The sequence below is a fragment of the Treponema socranskii subsp. socranskii VPI DR56BR1116 = ATCC 35536 genome, assembly GCF_000468115.1.
In the GTDB taxonomy this organism is placed as follows: Bacteria; Spirochaetota; Spirochaetia; order Treponematales; family Treponemataceae; genus Treponema_D; species Treponema_D socranskii.
This window is the reverse complement of the sequence record NZ_AVQI01000079.1, coordinates 46,639-60,397: the sequence shown is the minus strand read 5'-3', so window position 1 is coordinate 60,397 and position 13,759 is coordinate 46,639. Positions and strand designations below refer to the sequence as shown.

Annotated in this window: 13 protein-coding genes; 12 read left to right on the top strand and 1 reads right to left on the bottom strand. The window is 50.8% G+C overall.

Annotation, left to right across the window (positions count from 1 at the left end; all coding sequences use genetic code 11):
* The first annotated feature begins 71 nt into the window (after positions 1-71).
* The 3 genes from HMPREF0860_RS10760 to HMPREF0860_RS10750 are packed head-to-tail and all read left to right on the top strand — an operon-like array spanning position 72 to position 4,019.
* Positions 72-1,181 carry an ABC transporter ATP-binding protein gene (locus HMPREF0860_RS10760; protein ID WP_021331635.1) on the top strand — a complete coding sequence of 370 codons (1,110 nt, stop codon included), beginning with the start codon at positions 72-74 and terminating at the stop codon, positions 1,179-1,181.
* Positions 1,178-2,905 carry an ABC transporter permease gene (locus HMPREF0860_RS10755; RefSeq protein ID WP_051170005.1) on the top strand — a complete coding sequence of 576 codons (1,728 nt, stop codon included), beginning with the start codon at positions 1,178-1,180 and terminating at the stop codon, positions 2,903-2,905. The genes HMPREF0860_RS10760 and HMPREF0860_RS10755 overlap by 4 nt, the downstream gene beginning before the upstream one ends.
* Positions 2,906-2,909: 4 nt before the next feature.
* Positions 2,910-4,019 (top strand): ABC transporter ATP-binding protein, encoded by a 1,110-nt coding sequence (locus tag HMPREF0860_RS10750; protein WP_021331606.1) that lies wholly within the window; start codon positions 2,910-2,912, stop codon positions 4,017-4,019.
* 69 nt (positions 4,020-4,088) lie between these two features.
* On the opposite strand, the gene HMPREF0860_RS10745 is transcribed toward HMPREF0860_RS10750, so the two are convergent.
* On the bottom strand, positions 4,089-4,865 hold the full coding sequence (locus HMPREF0860_RS10745; RefSeq protein ID WP_021331642.1) for an Rpn family recombination-promoting nuclease/putative transposase: 777 nt from the start codon (positions 4,863-4,865) through the stop codon (positions 4,089-4,091).
* A gap of 253 nt (positions 4,866-5,118) precedes the next feature.
* On the opposite strand from HMPREF0860_RS10745, the gene HMPREF0860_RS10740 reads away from it, so the two are divergent.
* From HMPREF0860_RS10740 to HMPREF0860_RS10700, 9 genes are all read left to right on the top strand, one after another.
* Positions 5,119-7,386, top strand: a complete 2,268-nt coding sequence (locus tag HMPREF0860_RS10740; RefSeq protein WP_162147015.1) for a helix-turn-helix transcriptional regulator — start codon at positions 5,119-5,121, stop codon at positions 7,384-7,386.
* Entirely contained in the window at positions 7,373-8,140 is a 768-nt protein-coding gene (locus HMPREF0860_RS10735; protein WP_021331633.1) for an MmcQ/YjbR family DNA-binding protein, read from the top strand. Before HMPREF0860_RS10740 ends, HMPREF0860_RS10735 begins: the two co-directional genes overlap by 14 nt.
* Positions 8,141-8,157: 17 nt before the next feature.
* Complete coding sequence (locus HMPREF0860_RS10730; RefSeq protein ID WP_021331627.1) at positions 8,158-9,024, top strand: NAD(P)/FAD-dependent oxidoreductase; 867 nt, start codon at positions 8,158-8,160, stop codon at positions 9,022-9,024.
* An 89-nt stretch (positions 9,025-9,113) separates the two neighbouring features.
* On the top strand, positions 9,114-9,656 hold the full coding sequence (locus HMPREF0860_RS10725) for a glutathione peroxidase (RefSeq protein WP_021331638.1): 543 nt from the start codon (positions 9,114-9,116) through the stop codon (positions 9,654-9,656).
* Between the two features lie 173 nt (positions 9,657-9,829).
* Positions 9,830-10,777, top strand: coding sequence for a bile acid:sodium symporter family protein (locus HMPREF0860_RS10720; protein WP_021331599.1), 948 nt, complete (start codon positions 9,830-9,832; stop codon positions 10,775-10,777).
* A 94-nt stretch (positions 10,778-10,871) separates the two neighbouring features.
* Positions 10,872-11,483, top strand: coding sequence for a class I SAM-dependent DNA methyltransferase (locus HMPREF0860_RS10715; RefSeq protein ID WP_038081955.1), 612 nt, complete (start codon positions 10,872-10,874; stop codon positions 11,481-11,483).
* A gap of 111 nt (positions 11,484-11,594) precedes the next feature.
* Complete coding sequence (locus tag HMPREF0860_RS10710) at positions 11,595-12,698, top strand: polyprenyl synthetase family protein (protein WP_038081953.1); 1,104 nt, start codon at positions 11,595-11,597, stop codon at positions 12,696-12,698.
* A complete protein-coding gene (locus HMPREF0860_RS10705; protein WP_021331631.1) occupies positions 12,691-13,227 on the top strand; it encodes a tetratricopeptide repeat protein in 537 nt (178 codons plus the stop codon). The genes HMPREF0860_RS10710 and HMPREF0860_RS10705 overlap by 8 nt, the downstream gene beginning before the upstream one ends.
* On the top strand, positions 13,224-13,640 hold the full coding sequence (locus HMPREF0860_RS10700; RefSeq protein ID WP_021331615.1) for a SoxR reducing system RseC family protein: 417 nt from the start codon (positions 13,224-13,226) through the stop codon (positions 13,638-13,640). The genes HMPREF0860_RS10705 and HMPREF0860_RS10700 overlap by 4 nt, the downstream gene beginning before the upstream one ends.
* Positions 13,641-13,759 lie beyond the last annotated feature (119 nt).

Sequence of the window (13,759 nt, the reverse complement as noted above, 5' to 3'; positions counted from 1 at the left end):
ACGGCGGCGTTGCTCGTTATCGCGGCCGCCGCCGTATGCTGCGGTTTTCCATAAACCGATTCGGTACGTATATGGCTCAGATAAAATTCGATTCCGTTACATTCAGATACGGAGGGCACACGATATTCGAGGATTTTTCGCTCACGGTGGACGAAAGTCAAATCCTCGGCGTCGTCGGTCCGTCCGGCTGCGGCAAAACGACGCTCATCCGCTGTCTCTGCGGATTTATTAAACCGGAAAAGGGCGAAATCTACATCGGTGACACATGTGTGTTCAGCGCAAAAAAGCGTATCAATGTTGCGCCCGAAAAACGCAATATCGGCGTCGTCTTTCAGGATTACGCGGTATGGCCGCACATGACGGTGTGGGAAAACGTCGTCTATCCGATGAAAAAGAAAAAGATGCCGAAAGACGAAATACAAAAAAAAGCGGAGTTCGCGCTTTCTCAAGTGCGGATGGAAAAATATAAAAATCACTTGCCGTCTCAGCTGTCGGGCGGGCAGCAGCAGCGTGTTGCGATCGCGCGTTCTCTCGTGTCGTCGGACGACGTTATCGTACTCGACGAGCCGATTACGAACCTCGACGCAAAGCTCCGCGAAGAGATGCTCGTCGAAATACGGCAGATCCAGCGGACGGTCGGTACGACGATTTTATATATAACGCACGATCAGCAGGCGGCTTTGCAGCTCTGCGATAAAATCGCGGTGATGAATCCCTCCGGTGCTTTAAGCCAAATCGGCACCGACGAAGAGATACTGCTCACCCCCGCCGATAAATTCGTCTTTACGTTTATCGGCGTATCGAATTTTATTCCGGTAAAGAAAAAATCAGACGGCATGTATTTTGATCTGAACGGCAAAGAGATACGCTACGCCGATGTCCCCGAATCCGCTTTGCCGTCCGATGTGACGAACGGCGAATACGATATGGGCATCCGTCCGTCCGACATCGTTTTCGATGAAACCTCTTCCGTGCGCGGTACCGTAAAGAGTTCGAGTTTTCTCGGAAGCGAAAGCACCTACTTCGTCGATTTCGAAGGCAAGGAAATACGCGTCGAACAGGGTACGCTCGACATGCTCAATTCCCGCGAATATGTGCCCGGCGACGTTGCGGGGCTGAAGTTCATCAATCCGAAATACTATGCGCGGGAAAAAACCGCCCGGGCGGCGGAGGCTGTATGATGTTTAAAAACCGCAATGCCGATTTGGCAAAGCTTGACGGCAAACGTTTTGCCTTGAATCTCGACGGTGTCATGACGGCGCTCAGCTTTGTGATTTTGTTTATCGTTGTCATCATTCCGATCTTTATGATCATCTACAACGCGTTTTTTTACGAACACCGATTCGACTTGGGTTTGTTTGCACGCGTCATCGGCAACAAAGACAATATCGGCGCCATGTGGAATACGATCGTCATCGCGTTTTGGGTGACGGTGCTCGGTACGATCGTGGGGCTTTTTTACGCGTGGCTGCTCGGCAGAAGCGACATCCCGCTCAAAGGCCTCATGCGCAGCCTCTTTACGATCCCGTATATGTTTCCGCCGTTTTTCGGAGCAATGGCGTGGGATTTGATGCTTTCCGCTCGCGGCGGCTATATCAACAATTGGATTATGTCGACTTTCCATTTGCAAAAGGCGCCGATCAACATCAATTCGGTGTGGGGTATCATATTCGTCGAAGTGTCGTATTATTTTCCGTTCGTGTTTATGCAGGTCGTCAGCGCGCTTGAACGCATGGATCCGACGCTCGAAGAATCCGCGCGCATCGCCGGTGCAAAGCAGGGCTACGTTATCAGGAGGATTACGCTTCCGCTCGTGCTGCCTGCCATATCGTCGGGTGCGCTGCTCATCCTCATTTCATCGCTCGCGCATTTCGGCGTTCCGTCGATTCTCGGATTTTCGCAAAATATCTATACGCTGCCGACGAAGATTTATCAGTTGATAAACCGTGCGGCCGGCGATTTCAACGGCATCCGCGAAGGGGCGGCTCTTTCGGTTTTGCTCGTCATAGTCGTGTCGATCGCTCTCGTTATTCAAAAGCTCGTGCTGCGCTCGGGCAGTTACGATATCATCAAGGGAAAGAGCATGCGTCCGACGCTGATCAAATTGCGCCACGGAAAATATCCGCTGCTGGTTATCGCATTTTTGTCACTCATCGTCATCGTGCTCGTACCGCTCGTCATGATTTTCCTCGTCGGATTTTTGAAAGCGTACGGACTGCCGCTTACGTTTGCAAACTTTACGTTTAAAAATTATGCGAACATATTGTTCGGCAATAAAATGGTAACGGATTCGATCCGTAATTCGCTGTTTCTTTCCGTTTCCGCTGGCGTGTTGAGTATGTTCCTCGGTGTTATGATCGCGTACGTTGTCAACAAAATCAAACCGAAGGGCAAGGGCATTTTGGAAATCGTTTCGGTGCTTCCGTATTCGATTCCGGGAACGGTACTCGCCATCGGCGTTATTCTCGCGTGGTCGGGCGTCATCTTCCATATCAATTTATACAATACGATTTGGATCATCCTCATCGCGTACATCGCGCGTTATCTGTCGTTTTCGATGAAGTCCGCGTCCGCGTCTTTGCAGCAAGTGCATCCGTCTCTCGAAGATGCCGCGCGTTCGTGCGGGGCGTCTCACAGCGAAGCGCTCAAAGACATAACGCTGCCTCTTATCCGGCCGGCGATGGTGTCGGGATTTTTCCTGATCTTTTTGCCCGCCATGCGCGAACTCACCACATCGGTGCTGCTCTACGGTCCGTATACGCGGACGCTCGGGGTGGCGATTTACTCGCTGCGCAGCGACGGTTATATCCAGAGAGCTTCCGCGCTCGCTTCGGTAGCCATCATATTGATCATCGTGTGTAATACGATCGTCACGCAGATTACAAAAGAGAGAAAAGGAAGGTAGAGCCGTGGCTCAAGTCGTATTAAAACACGTTACGAAAAAATTCGAAGAAAAATCGATAGAGTCGGTTGTCGCGGTAGACGACTTCAATCTCGAAATTGAAGAGGGCGAATGCTTTTCTTTTCTCGGCCCGTCGGGCTGCGGCAAAACGACGACGCTCCGCATGATCGCGGGCTTCGAAGATTTAACAGAAGGCGAAATTCATTTATGCGGGCGGCCGGTGTCGGTCAAAAGCAAAAACTTGTACGTGCCGCCGGAAGAACGCGGATTGGGTATGGTGTTTCAAGCGTTCGCGGTGTGGCCGCACATGAACATTTTTGAAAACGTCGCGCTGCCGCTCAAAGTGCAAAAAGTTGCACGGAACGAAATCAAAGAGCGGGTTGCCGCAGCTCTTTCGTATACGAATTTGGACGGATTGGAATCGCTCTATCCGGGGAATCTTTCCGGCGGACAGCAGCAGCGCATCGCTCTTGCGCGCGCGATCGTGACGAATCCGAAAGTCATGCTGCTCGACGAACCGCTTTCGAATCTCGATCCGAAACTGCGCGAGTCGATGCGTTTCGAAATCAAAGAGCTGCAGAAAAAATTCAATTTTACGATCATCTTCGTCACGCACGATCAGTCCGAAGCGATGGCACTGTCCGACCGCATGATGGTCATGGATATGGGAAAGATCGTCCAAATCGATACGCCGCGCAATCTTTACAACAAACCGGTGAACAGATTCGTGCACAGCTTTTTGGGAAAATCGACCTTTGTCAAAGTCGAAATCAAAGACGGCAAAGCGTATCCCGACGGCGATTATTCGCAGGCCATTCCGTGCCGGCTTCCCGACGACGCGTCGAACGGGGAAAAGCGTTTTATGGCGGCGCGCCCGAATGCGATCAATCTGAATAAATCGGTCGGATATAAAACGAAAATTGAAAAGCGCGTGTTCCTCACCGATTGCACCGAATACTACGTAAAAGTCGGCGGACAGATGCTCCTCGTGCAGACACCGCACCGCGTCGTATTCAGGCAGGGAGAGGAGTGCCGCGTCGATTTGGTCGGCGTCATGTGGTATAAAGACGACGATAAAAACTCCGAAGAAGAGCGCGCTCGGCGTCAACTCGTATAATTGTGCGGAGTGCTTGCGTAAAGTCTATGCGCAAGCGCTTCCGACGGCACAGTGCATTTGCATCCAAGTTTACAGCTTTTCCACTTCCGCTTCGCTGAGGCCGGTCATTGCGCAAATTTCCGCCACTTGATAATTGTGAGCGCGCATCAACTTTGCCGTTTCAAGCTTTGCTTGGCGCGAGCCATCGGAAAAGCCTTTATCCCGGGCATCCATTTCAAACCCCGACATAAAGCGGTATTCCTGCCGTGCCTGTTCACTTTTTTTTACAGTTTGTATCATCGTTTCTATCCTCCCTGTATAATCTGTGTTTGCATTACCTGTTTTCAGGTATTCCAAAAAACCTTTGAGCTCCGCGTCTTCGGATTTGCTAAAAGCTTCCGCGTTTATTATAATCTTTTTTGTGCCGTCTTGTAAGGGCGTTTGCCGGTTTTCAATGCAGATGTTTTCAAAGGTGTAAAGCGGCCGGCCTTTGCCGATTGCATCGAAAAGGCAGACGAAAATAATGTAGCAGTCGTTTAAGGCTTTGTAATGCGTTCCCTTGTCCAAGAATGCTATGTCAATCGCTGCTTGATAGTATCGCATACGTTTCGGGATATTGTGTTCGTTCGATACCTGCATTTCGATATCGTAAGATTTGCCCGCTTCGTCTTTTACAAGTAAGTCGAGGCGTACCGACTTTGCTGCAACGCCGGTCGCTACGGTGTTTTGCGGCGACAGGCAGGCAATCTTCCCGATTTCGTTTGCCAAGACCATTTCGAGGAATTCTTTACAAATACCTTCATCCTGCATGATTTTACAGAACATAAAATCGTCGGCGATAGTCAGATCGTCAAAACTTTTGTGCATAAGCGTCCTCCGTTATATATATCGCGAAGATATTGCGATTTCGGAGTTTTTTGTAAAATATAAGTTTCCTGTGCCGTACGCTCGTTGCAAGCTGCGTACTCGTCGCCAATTCGTCTAATTGCGCGGAGTGCTTGCGTAAAGTTTATGCGCAAAGCGCTCCCGACGGCACAGTGCCGGATGCGGGGGTCGAGTGCTGAAAAAGCGGCGCGTTTGTGCTATACTTATTAAAAGCAGGTTTTTGCTTTCGATGAGTATGAAAAGTTCTACTTCGTATTACGCGGCATTTACGTGGCTGTTTCACTTTCTCACTGCAGCTCTGTCCTTTGTCGTCGTCGTTGCGATTTTGAGCGCGGCGCACGAAAAAATGGTACTGCGCGCCATTTCCAATATGACCGGCGAACTCGTGCAGTATGCCGACAGCACGGCAAAACAAGTGCACACGATGCTGACCGCCTGCACATATCAGAACTTTTACAATCCCCAAGTAACGAAACTGCGCACACAGGCCGACGTTTCCAATTTTGACGCGATACTCGCGATCAGGGTATTGAATTCGTTTACGAGCTCGAACGGCTTTATCGATTCGGTGTACGTGTACAACGCTCGCCGCGCATACGTCTATTCGACAAAGGAAACGGGTTCCGATACGTGCGGCGATTTTCCCGACAGGGGGGCCGTCGAATTGCTGACCTCAAAGGACGCGAGTTATCCGTATTTGATTTGGAGGGGCGATGTGTATTCGCTTATCATTTCGGAAACGGACGCCCGTGGTGTATGCACGAATGCGATGATGGTCAATTTCGACGCAAAAGAATTTAATAAATTGTATTTTCAATTTCCGTACGACAACTGCGTGCTCTACCGCCTCGATACCGATGAAATCGTGTTTCCCGATGTCGTTTCCGAAAATACGGCTTCCTGCGATTTTTCGGCGATACGGAACGCTTCGGCACTTTCGGGCTACATAACGGTAAAACCGCGCGCATCGGGGTATGCGGCGGGAAAGAAGGTGAGAGACACATCGTTTATCTATTCGTATCTTGCAGACCCGCAGCTCTACTATATACGCTGCATCGACGCCGACAGGCTTTCGTACGAACTCGAAAGTTTTCGGACGACCGCCGTACAGGTTGCCGCGATTATTCTCGTAAGCTGGCTTTTCGTTTCGCTGCTCATATTGATACGCTTTTACGTTCCGCTCAAAAAAGTTGTTAATTTTTTTGCCGTACAAACAGGGCAGAACGCTTCCGGTGAAGATGCGGTTTTTAATAATATCGATCAGTACCTTCAAAAAGAGCTCGTAAGCAAAGAAGCATCCGCTTCCATATTAAAGAGGGAATATCTGAAACAGCTGCTTACCTCTCCCGCTCCGGACGATGTCGATTTGCAAACGGCTTTCAGCGGCTGTGAAACCGAGCTCGATACATTGCATCCGCTGTACATCGTTTTAACCGCGTCCGAATTTTTGCCGGGTGTCGAACGAACGGCAGCGCAACCGGCATCGACGGCGGCAGAAAAATCCGCCGCCGAATCTGTAAAATGTGCGCCGGCGGAAACCGCGCGGCAAGGGGATGCTCCGTGTGCGGCGGAACGCGTTGCCGTCGACGATCTCTTTGCGTTTATCGTTCAGTTTTCGAGCGAAGAAAAAGCGTCCGCATATTTTGAGCGCATCGCGGGGAATGAAAAAGCCTTTGCGGTTATTTCCGAAAAAATCTGCGGCGCGTGCGATATGTACCGTTCTTTTACACGCCTTCGGGAATTGTATGCGGCGCGCATCTTTTACCGCGAAAAAGGGGCGGCGTATGAGCGTTATATCGATACGCGGAAAAGCGGCATGCGCTATCCGGAAGCGATCGAAGCGAAATTGATGCAGGCGCTCAGGGCCGGTAACCGTGCGGCGGCGGAAGCCTCTTACGGCGATACGGTACGCGAACTCTGCGAATACCGATACGCCGCGATCGTGTTTAATTTGAAGCGCCTTTATGTAAACCTTACGGCCGCGTTGGACGGTACGCCCTCCGCCGAAAAAGAGGAACGGCTGTACGACAGTGCCGACCGCATCGCTTTAGTCATCGAACAGGCGAAAGTTATTTCGGACATAGAGGCGGAGTATTATGCGCTTATGGAAAAGATCTGTGCGCAGAGCGAAGAGCAACATAAGCAAAAGCAAAAGAAAACGGCCGAGCGGATCAAACGGATCGTCGACGAGCAGTTGTACGATGCACAGCTTTCTTCAAAGGCGATCGCGGACAGTCTCGGCCTGTCCGATACCTATGTTTCGAAATTGTTTAAAGCATCGGAAAATATTTCGATCGCAAATTATATCAATGAAGCGCGGATGGCGCATGCAAAGCGGCTTTTGCTGGAAACCGATTTGACGATAAAAGAGATCGCCGAGCGGATCGGCATATCGAACGGACAATATTTTTACGTGCTGTTTCGAAAATATTTCGGCGCATCTCCGGCACAGTTCAGGATGCGGCCGGAGCAGCTGACGGAAAAAGCGTATGGCGACGATTAAAGACATTGCAAATCTTGCAGGCGAATCTTTTTCGAGCATGACGATCGAAGAAGAAATCTTTGCGCGCTCGATTCCCGATTTTGCAAAACTTGTGAAATTCGGTTTTGTTAAAAACGGCTCGAAGTATTCGTTTTCCGGAAAATTTTTGAACGGCGATTTTACGGCCGACGTCGTTGTCACAAGCGGCGGAGATATCAGCGCTTCGGTGTTCGACGTGCAGGCGGGCGAACGCTATCTTCCGCTCAGGGCGAAAAGCCGGCAAAGCGCGTTCGTAAACGAAGTGCGCGAAAGTTACCGAGCGTTTTTGCGGGAAATTAAAAACGCGTGCTTTGTGCCGCAGCCGTTTTTGACGGATCAGGCGAACCGGATCGCGCGCGAAGCGGAAAAACTTTTCGGCGATAAAATCGATTTTCCGTTTTCGACCGCTCCCGAGTACGGCGTATTCAGAAATCCCGAAAACCGCAAATGGTACGGGATCATTATGAATATACCGAAAAGCAAAATCGAAAAGCAGGGGCGCGCTGCCTCTCTTTCGGCGGACGATGCGATCGTCGAAGTCATCAACGTAAAAATCGATCCTGAAAAAAGTATCGAGCTGAAAAAGCGGCGCGGTTTTTACGATGCGTATCACATGAGCAAAAAAAATTGGATAACGATTGCGCTCGACGGCAGCGTTTCCGACGACCTTATCGTCGATTTATTAAAAAAAAGCCGTGCGCTCGTGTCGCCCCGCCCTTGTCGTGCGCGCTCATAAATACGTATATTTAAAGCATGGAACGATACGACATCGCAATAATCGGGACGGGGCCGGCAGGTTTGTCCGCCGCACTCACCGCAAAAATCCGCAATAAAAATTTCGTGCTTTTAGGCAGCAAGCGTTTAAGCGAAAAAATCGAAAAAGCGCATGCGGTACAAAATTATCTCGGTTTGCCGAATATTACCGGAAGCGATATGCAAAAGGCGTTTTATGCCCACCTCGATGCGATGGGGATCGAGATTACGGAAGCGCGCGTGCAGGCGGTATATCCGATGGGCACTTATTTCGGCTTACAGACGTCGATCGGCATGCTCGAAGCGGAAGCCCTTGTTTTGGCGACGGGCGTCGTCGCGGCAAAGCCGTATCCGGGAGAGGAGCGCTTTCTCGGCAAAGGCGTAAGCTACTGTGCCACCTGCGACGCGCCGCTGTATAAAAATAAAACAGTTGCCGTAATCGCGTTCGGCGCGAATGAAGAGAGCGAAGCGAATTTCCTCGCTGACCTTGCGGCGAAAACGTATTATATTCCGATGTACAAAGGAGATGTGCGCGTGTCGGATAAAATCGAAATCGTGCGCGAAGTGCCGAAATCGATCGAAGGCGATACTTCCGTGCAAGCGTTGGTAACCGACGCGGGAAAGATCCGCACGGACGGCGTCTTTATTTTGCGCGAAGCGATTTCTCCGAGCCGGCTCGTATCGGGCATCGAAGTCGACAACAACCACGTGCGCGTAAACCGCCGCATGGAAACGAGCGTCGCCGGCTGCTTTGCGTGCGGCGATCTCGTCGGTCCGCCGTATCAGTACAGCAAGTCGGCGGGTGAGGGGACGATCGCAGCTCTTTCTGCGGTAAGCTATCTCGATGCGAAAAAACGGGGCGCGTAAATCGTACGGTTTTTCGACGCGGATTTCGATATATATCGGCTGTTCGGGAAAATGAAATTGAAAAATATCTTTGATTACGGAGGTGTAAAATGACGATCTATGATTATTCGGTACAGGATGCGAACGGAAACGATATTTCGCTCGGCGATTACAAAGGCAAAGTGATGCTCATCGTAAATACGGCGACGGGCTGCGGATTTACGCCGCACTACAAAGAACTCGAAGCGATGTACGAAAAATATCACGACTCGGGCTTGGAAATAATCGATGTGCCGTGCAATCAATTCGGCGGACAAGCGCCGGGTACGGACGAAGATATCCGCGAATTCTGTACGCTGCATTACGACACAAAATTTCCGCAGATGAAAAAATCCGACGTCAACGGGTCGAACGCGTTACCGCTCTATGCGTATTTGAAAACGCAAAAGAAATTCGAAGGTTTCGGCGACGGAAAAACGGCTGCGAAACTGGACGCGTTGCTTGCAAAAATCGACAGCGGCTACAAAGACAATCCCGACATCAAATGGAATTTTACGAAGTTCGTCATCGCACGGGACGGCACCGTCGTCTCACGTTTCGAGCCGACGGCATCTATGGACGATGTCGAAGCGTGCGTTGAACGCTGCATGTAAAACGAATAACATCCGAAACGATTGCTGCAGAGGGGCGAAACTCCGTGGTGAGACTTTAAGGCGTATCATTGAACTGAAAAATCTATGAATTCTACTTTACATTGCTGTTTAATTTATGCTAAAATACTTTAATATAATTAAAATATTTAAAAGCACGTAAAGGATGTACTTGTATGGAATTTCTCGAAAAGGTAAGCACATTTTTCGGTAAATGGATGGCGCTCATCGTCATTGCGGTTGCCGCTCTTGCGCTGTTTGCGCCGCAGACCTGTTTGTGGATTAAAACGAGCTGGATAAATTGGCTGCTCGGCATCGTCATGTTCGGCATGGGTCTTACGCTCAAGATGGACGATTTTAAAGTCGTGTTCAGCCGGCCGAAAGATATCATCATCGGTTTTGCCGCGCAGTTTACGCTCATGCCGCTTATCGCCTTTCTTTTGGCGAAAGCGTTTAATTTGCCGACGGAAATCGCCGTCGGCGTTATCCTCGTCGGCACCTGTCCCGGCGGTACCTCGTCGAACGTGATGACTTATCTTTCAAAAGGTGACGTTCCGCTGTCGGTCGGCATGACTGCTGTGTCGACGCTGTTTGCACCGTTTATGACGCCGCTTTTGACGCTCCTGTACGCGGGTCAGCGTGTCGATGTCAATGCCGTCGCGATGTTTTTGTCGATCGTAAAAGTCGTGCTCCTTCCGATCACACTCGGTTTGGTGTGCAATTATTTTTTCGGAAAAGTAACGCGCGCGATCGTGCGCATTCTTCCGCTTATTTCGACGGTTGCGATCATCATGATTATTGCAAGCGTCGTGTCCGCAAATTCCGCGCGCCTCAAAACGGTCGGCGCTTTAGTCGTCATCGTCGTCGTGCTTCACAATCTGCTCGGCTACGCGGCGGGATTCGGCGTCGGAAAATTGCTCCGCCTCAACACGACGAAGTGCCGCGCGCTTTCGATCGAAGTCGGTATGCAGAATTCGGGACTTGCGACATCGCTTGCGGCGACGCATTTTGTACAGTATCCGCTCGCGACGATTCCGGGAGCCGTGTTCAGCGTGTGGCACAATATTTCAGGCGCCGTGTACGCGAACTTTCTCGCAAGCCGGCATCCTGAAAAAGCGAAGTAAAGGCGGGCAATAGGCGTTCGCGCGTTTCCTATGAGAGAAAAACGGCTTGGCCGTTTTTCTCCGTAAGATGTATTTGCGGCAAAAGAAAAATTGCATGAATACACAGTATTTTGATGAAAGAGCGGAAAAATGGGATGCTCATGAGGCAAGCGTAAAAAGGGCCGAAAAAATATATCGCAAAATCGCGGAACTCATCGCAATAAACGATACCGATACGGTGCTGGATTTCGGCTGCGGAACGGGCTTATTGGGTTTTAATTTTATCGACAAAGTAAAGACCGTTACCTTTGCGGATACGTCAAAAGGTATGCTGGAACAAATTAGTAAAAAAGCCGGCCGGTTTTACATACAAAATTATAAAACGCTTAACGTAAACGAAAACGCAATAAGCGAAAAGTTCAATATCGTCGTTTCGCTGATGGCTATGCACCATATAGCGGATACGGGCAAAACCGTGCGCGCTTTGGCCGAAAATCTTTTACCGGGCGGATACATCTGCTTTTCCGATCTCGATGTTGAAGACGGCAGCTTTCATTATCCCGATGTCGCGCCCCATAACGGAATAGAGCGCAACGTTATAACCGGAAACCTGAGCGCAGGAGGGATAAGCATTATATACAACGAAACCGTTCATGTCGATTCAAAGACGGTACGGGGAAGCGTAAAGGAATTTCCCGTGTTTTTAATCATAGGCATAAAGCGCTGACAGAGATGTGTTCGCCGCGCGACTTACAACGCGCGCGAAGTTTTCTGCCCCGAGCAAGCGTATCCGAACAAAGGCGTTGTTTGCGTTCCGTTAATGTTGTATATTATAAGTATGGACAGCGTATTTTCTTCACGCCTTGCACGGATCGAAGCTTCTCTCGAAAACGCGCTTGCATCGGATGCGGCGTGGAAGCTCGCCTCTTTCGGCTCTCTTTCAAGCGGCGTTCGGGACACACACATCGACTGCCTCACCGATCCGTGCAAAAGTCTCATCACGCTCGGAGGAAAACGCTGGCGGCCGCTTTTGCTCGTGCTGTGCGCCGAACACGCGCGCGCTTTTTACGGCAGCCGTTCTCTGCTTAGCGAAGACGAAACGTATTCGCTTTCTCCGCTCGTCGAATTCGTGCACACGGCAAGCCTCATCCACGACGATATCGAAGATTCGTCCGATATGCGGCGCGGAAAGCCCGCAGCGCACATCTCATACGGTATCGACGCCGCGCTCAATGCGGCTTCGTGGCTCTATTTCGAAGCGCCCGTGTGCGTTGACCGCCTCACAGTTTCCCCCGAAGTAAAGGCAAAACTCTACGCGCTTTACGCAAACGAAGTGCGCCGCCTCCACCTCGGGCAGGCAGCCGACATTTTGTGGCACAAAAATCGGGAGCTTTTTCCGTCGATCGAAGAGTATTCGGCGATGGTGCAAAATAAAACGGGGACTCTCGCTTCCTTCGCGGCAAAAGCGGGTACGCTTGCCGGCGGCGGCAGTGATGAAGAGATCGAGCGCTCCGGAAAGACGGCCGCCGAAATCGGAGAGGCCTTTCAAATACTCGACGACGTGCAAAATCTCACGACGGGAAACCCCGGCAAAAAACGCGGCGACGACATCGTCGAAGGGAAAAAAAGTCTGCCGGTGCTGCTGCACATAGAATCGCACCCCGGAGATAAAGCGCGCATCGCACGATTTTTTGCCGAAGCGCAGAGAGACGGCATCGATTCGCCGGCGGTCGAAGCGTGCATTTCGCTGCTCGAACAAAGCGGCGCCGTCGAAAGGGCATTTGAAAAAGGAAAAACACTCGTTCGAGAAAAGAGCGCCGAACTTGCCGCGCTTTACGGCGCATCGAGCGAAGCCGAAACGCCGCAGCTGATCATCGATTTATTCGCTTCAATGATAAAAAAACAGGAATCGGATTATGTACGGGAGAAAATGCATGCTTAACGAAACCGCGGAAAAGCTCAACAATCAGGCGATCATCCTCGCTTCGCACGGAGACTACACCGAAGCGATCGCATGCTTTGTGCGTGCCCTCACGATAGAAAACGACAATTCGCTTTTATGGTTTAACCTCGGTGTCACGTACCGCGACGCGGGTAATTTGGCGAATGCGCGCGGAGCGCTCACAAAAGCCTATGCACAAAACTATACCGATGAAGAGATCGTCGAAGCGCTTTCGCTCGTGTGTTTCGGGCTCGGCGATTTTGCCGCCGCGCTCTATTATTGCCAAGAGGGACTCGCGTACAATCCGGAAAATCCGCATCTGTGGAACACGCTCGGCGTTATCTACTTTAACCGGCAAATGCTTACCGCCGCTTGCGATGCATTCGAACACGCCGCATCTCTCAATCCGTATTATTACGACGCGCTTTTCAATCTCCGCGACACGTACAAAGAACTCGGAAACGGAAAGGGCGAAGCGGAGTGTTCGAGGCGTATGAAAGAGATCGAAAAACACGGAGCGCCGAAATGAATACACAGTACATCGTCACCGCAGCGGACTCGGACGCGGTAACCGTAACACCTGCGGAAAACGGCAGCGCGTGCGCAACCTGTCACGCGAACTGCAAAGCATGCGCGCTCCACATCACCGTGGCAAATACGAAACGCTTCGATGTAAAGCCCGGACAAAAAGTGCGCATCGGCCTGTCCGCAAAAGACGAAGCGCGGCAAAGCTTTGTGTCGCTCGCCGTTCCCGTGCTTGCCGCCGTCTTGGGATTTTTCGCGGCAGCCCCGATCGCCGTTGTCTTCAATGTACCTGTGACCGAACAGCTGCGTGCGCTGTGCGTACTCGTTTTCCTCTTTGCCGCCGGCCTCTCCGTCATACTCGCTGCGAAAAAAAAGCGGAATCTCGAAAAACTCGATATCGCGGCCGTGTGTTCGTAAACGCGCGTATTTTTTAAAGAGCTGTCCAAGCTGAAGGAATCGATTGAAGAAATATTCATTGCAATATTGTAATACAAAGAAATATGAAGCGGCATGATTATTCTCCTGCGTCAACCGTT

Excerpts from the sequence above, each read along its gene's own strand:
- HMPREF0860_RS10725 (WP_021331638.1), top strand. The coding sequence starts at position 9,114 with ATGACGATCTATGATTATTCGGTACAGGATGCGAACGGAAACGATATT.
- HMPREF0860_RS10700 (WP_021331615.1), top strand. The coding sequence starts at position 13,224 with ATGAATACACAGTACATCGTCACCGCAGCGGACTCGGACGCGGTAACC.
- HMPREF0860_RS10715 (WP_038081955.1), top strand. The coding sequence starts at position 10,872 with ATGAATACACAGTATTTTGATGAAAGAGCGGAAAAATGGGATGCTCAT.
- HMPREF0860_RS10735 (WP_021331633.1), top strand. The coding sequence starts at position 7,373 with ATGGCGACGATTAAAGACATTGCAAATCTTGCAGGCGAATCTTTTTCG.
- HMPREF0860_RS10720 (WP_021331599.1), top strand. The coding sequence starts at position 9,830 with ATGGAATTTCTCGAAAAGGTAAGCACATTTTTCGGTAAATGGATGGCG.
- HMPREF0860_RS10730 (WP_021331627.1), top strand. The coding sequence starts at position 8,158 with ATGGAACGATACGACATCGCAATAATCGGGACGGGGCCGGCAGGTTTG.
- HMPREF0860_RS10710 (WP_038081953.1), top strand. The coding sequence starts at position 11,595 with ATGGACAGCGTATTTTCTTCACGCCTTGCACGGATCGAAGCTTCTCTC.
- HMPREF0860_RS10740 (WP_162147015.1), top strand. The coding sequence starts at position 5,119 with ATGAAAAGTTCTACTTCGTATTACGCGGCATTTACGTGGCTGTTTCAC.
- HMPREF0860_RS10760 (WP_021331635.1), top strand. The coding sequence starts at position 72 with ATGGCTCAGATAAAATTCGATTCCGTTACATTCAGATACGGAGGGCAC.
- HMPREF0860_RS10755 (WP_051170005.1), top strand. The coding sequence starts at position 1,178 with ATGATGTTTAAAAACCGCAATGCCGATTTGGCAAAGCTTGACGGCAAA.
- HMPREF0860_RS10745 (WP_021331642.1), bottom strand. The coding sequence starts at position 4,865 with ATGCACAAAAGTTTTGACGATCTGACTATCGCCGACGATTTTATGTTC.
- HMPREF0860_RS10705 (WP_021331631.1), top strand. The coding sequence starts at position 12,691 with ATGCTTAACGAAACCGCGGAAAAGCTCAACAATCAGGCGATCATCCTC.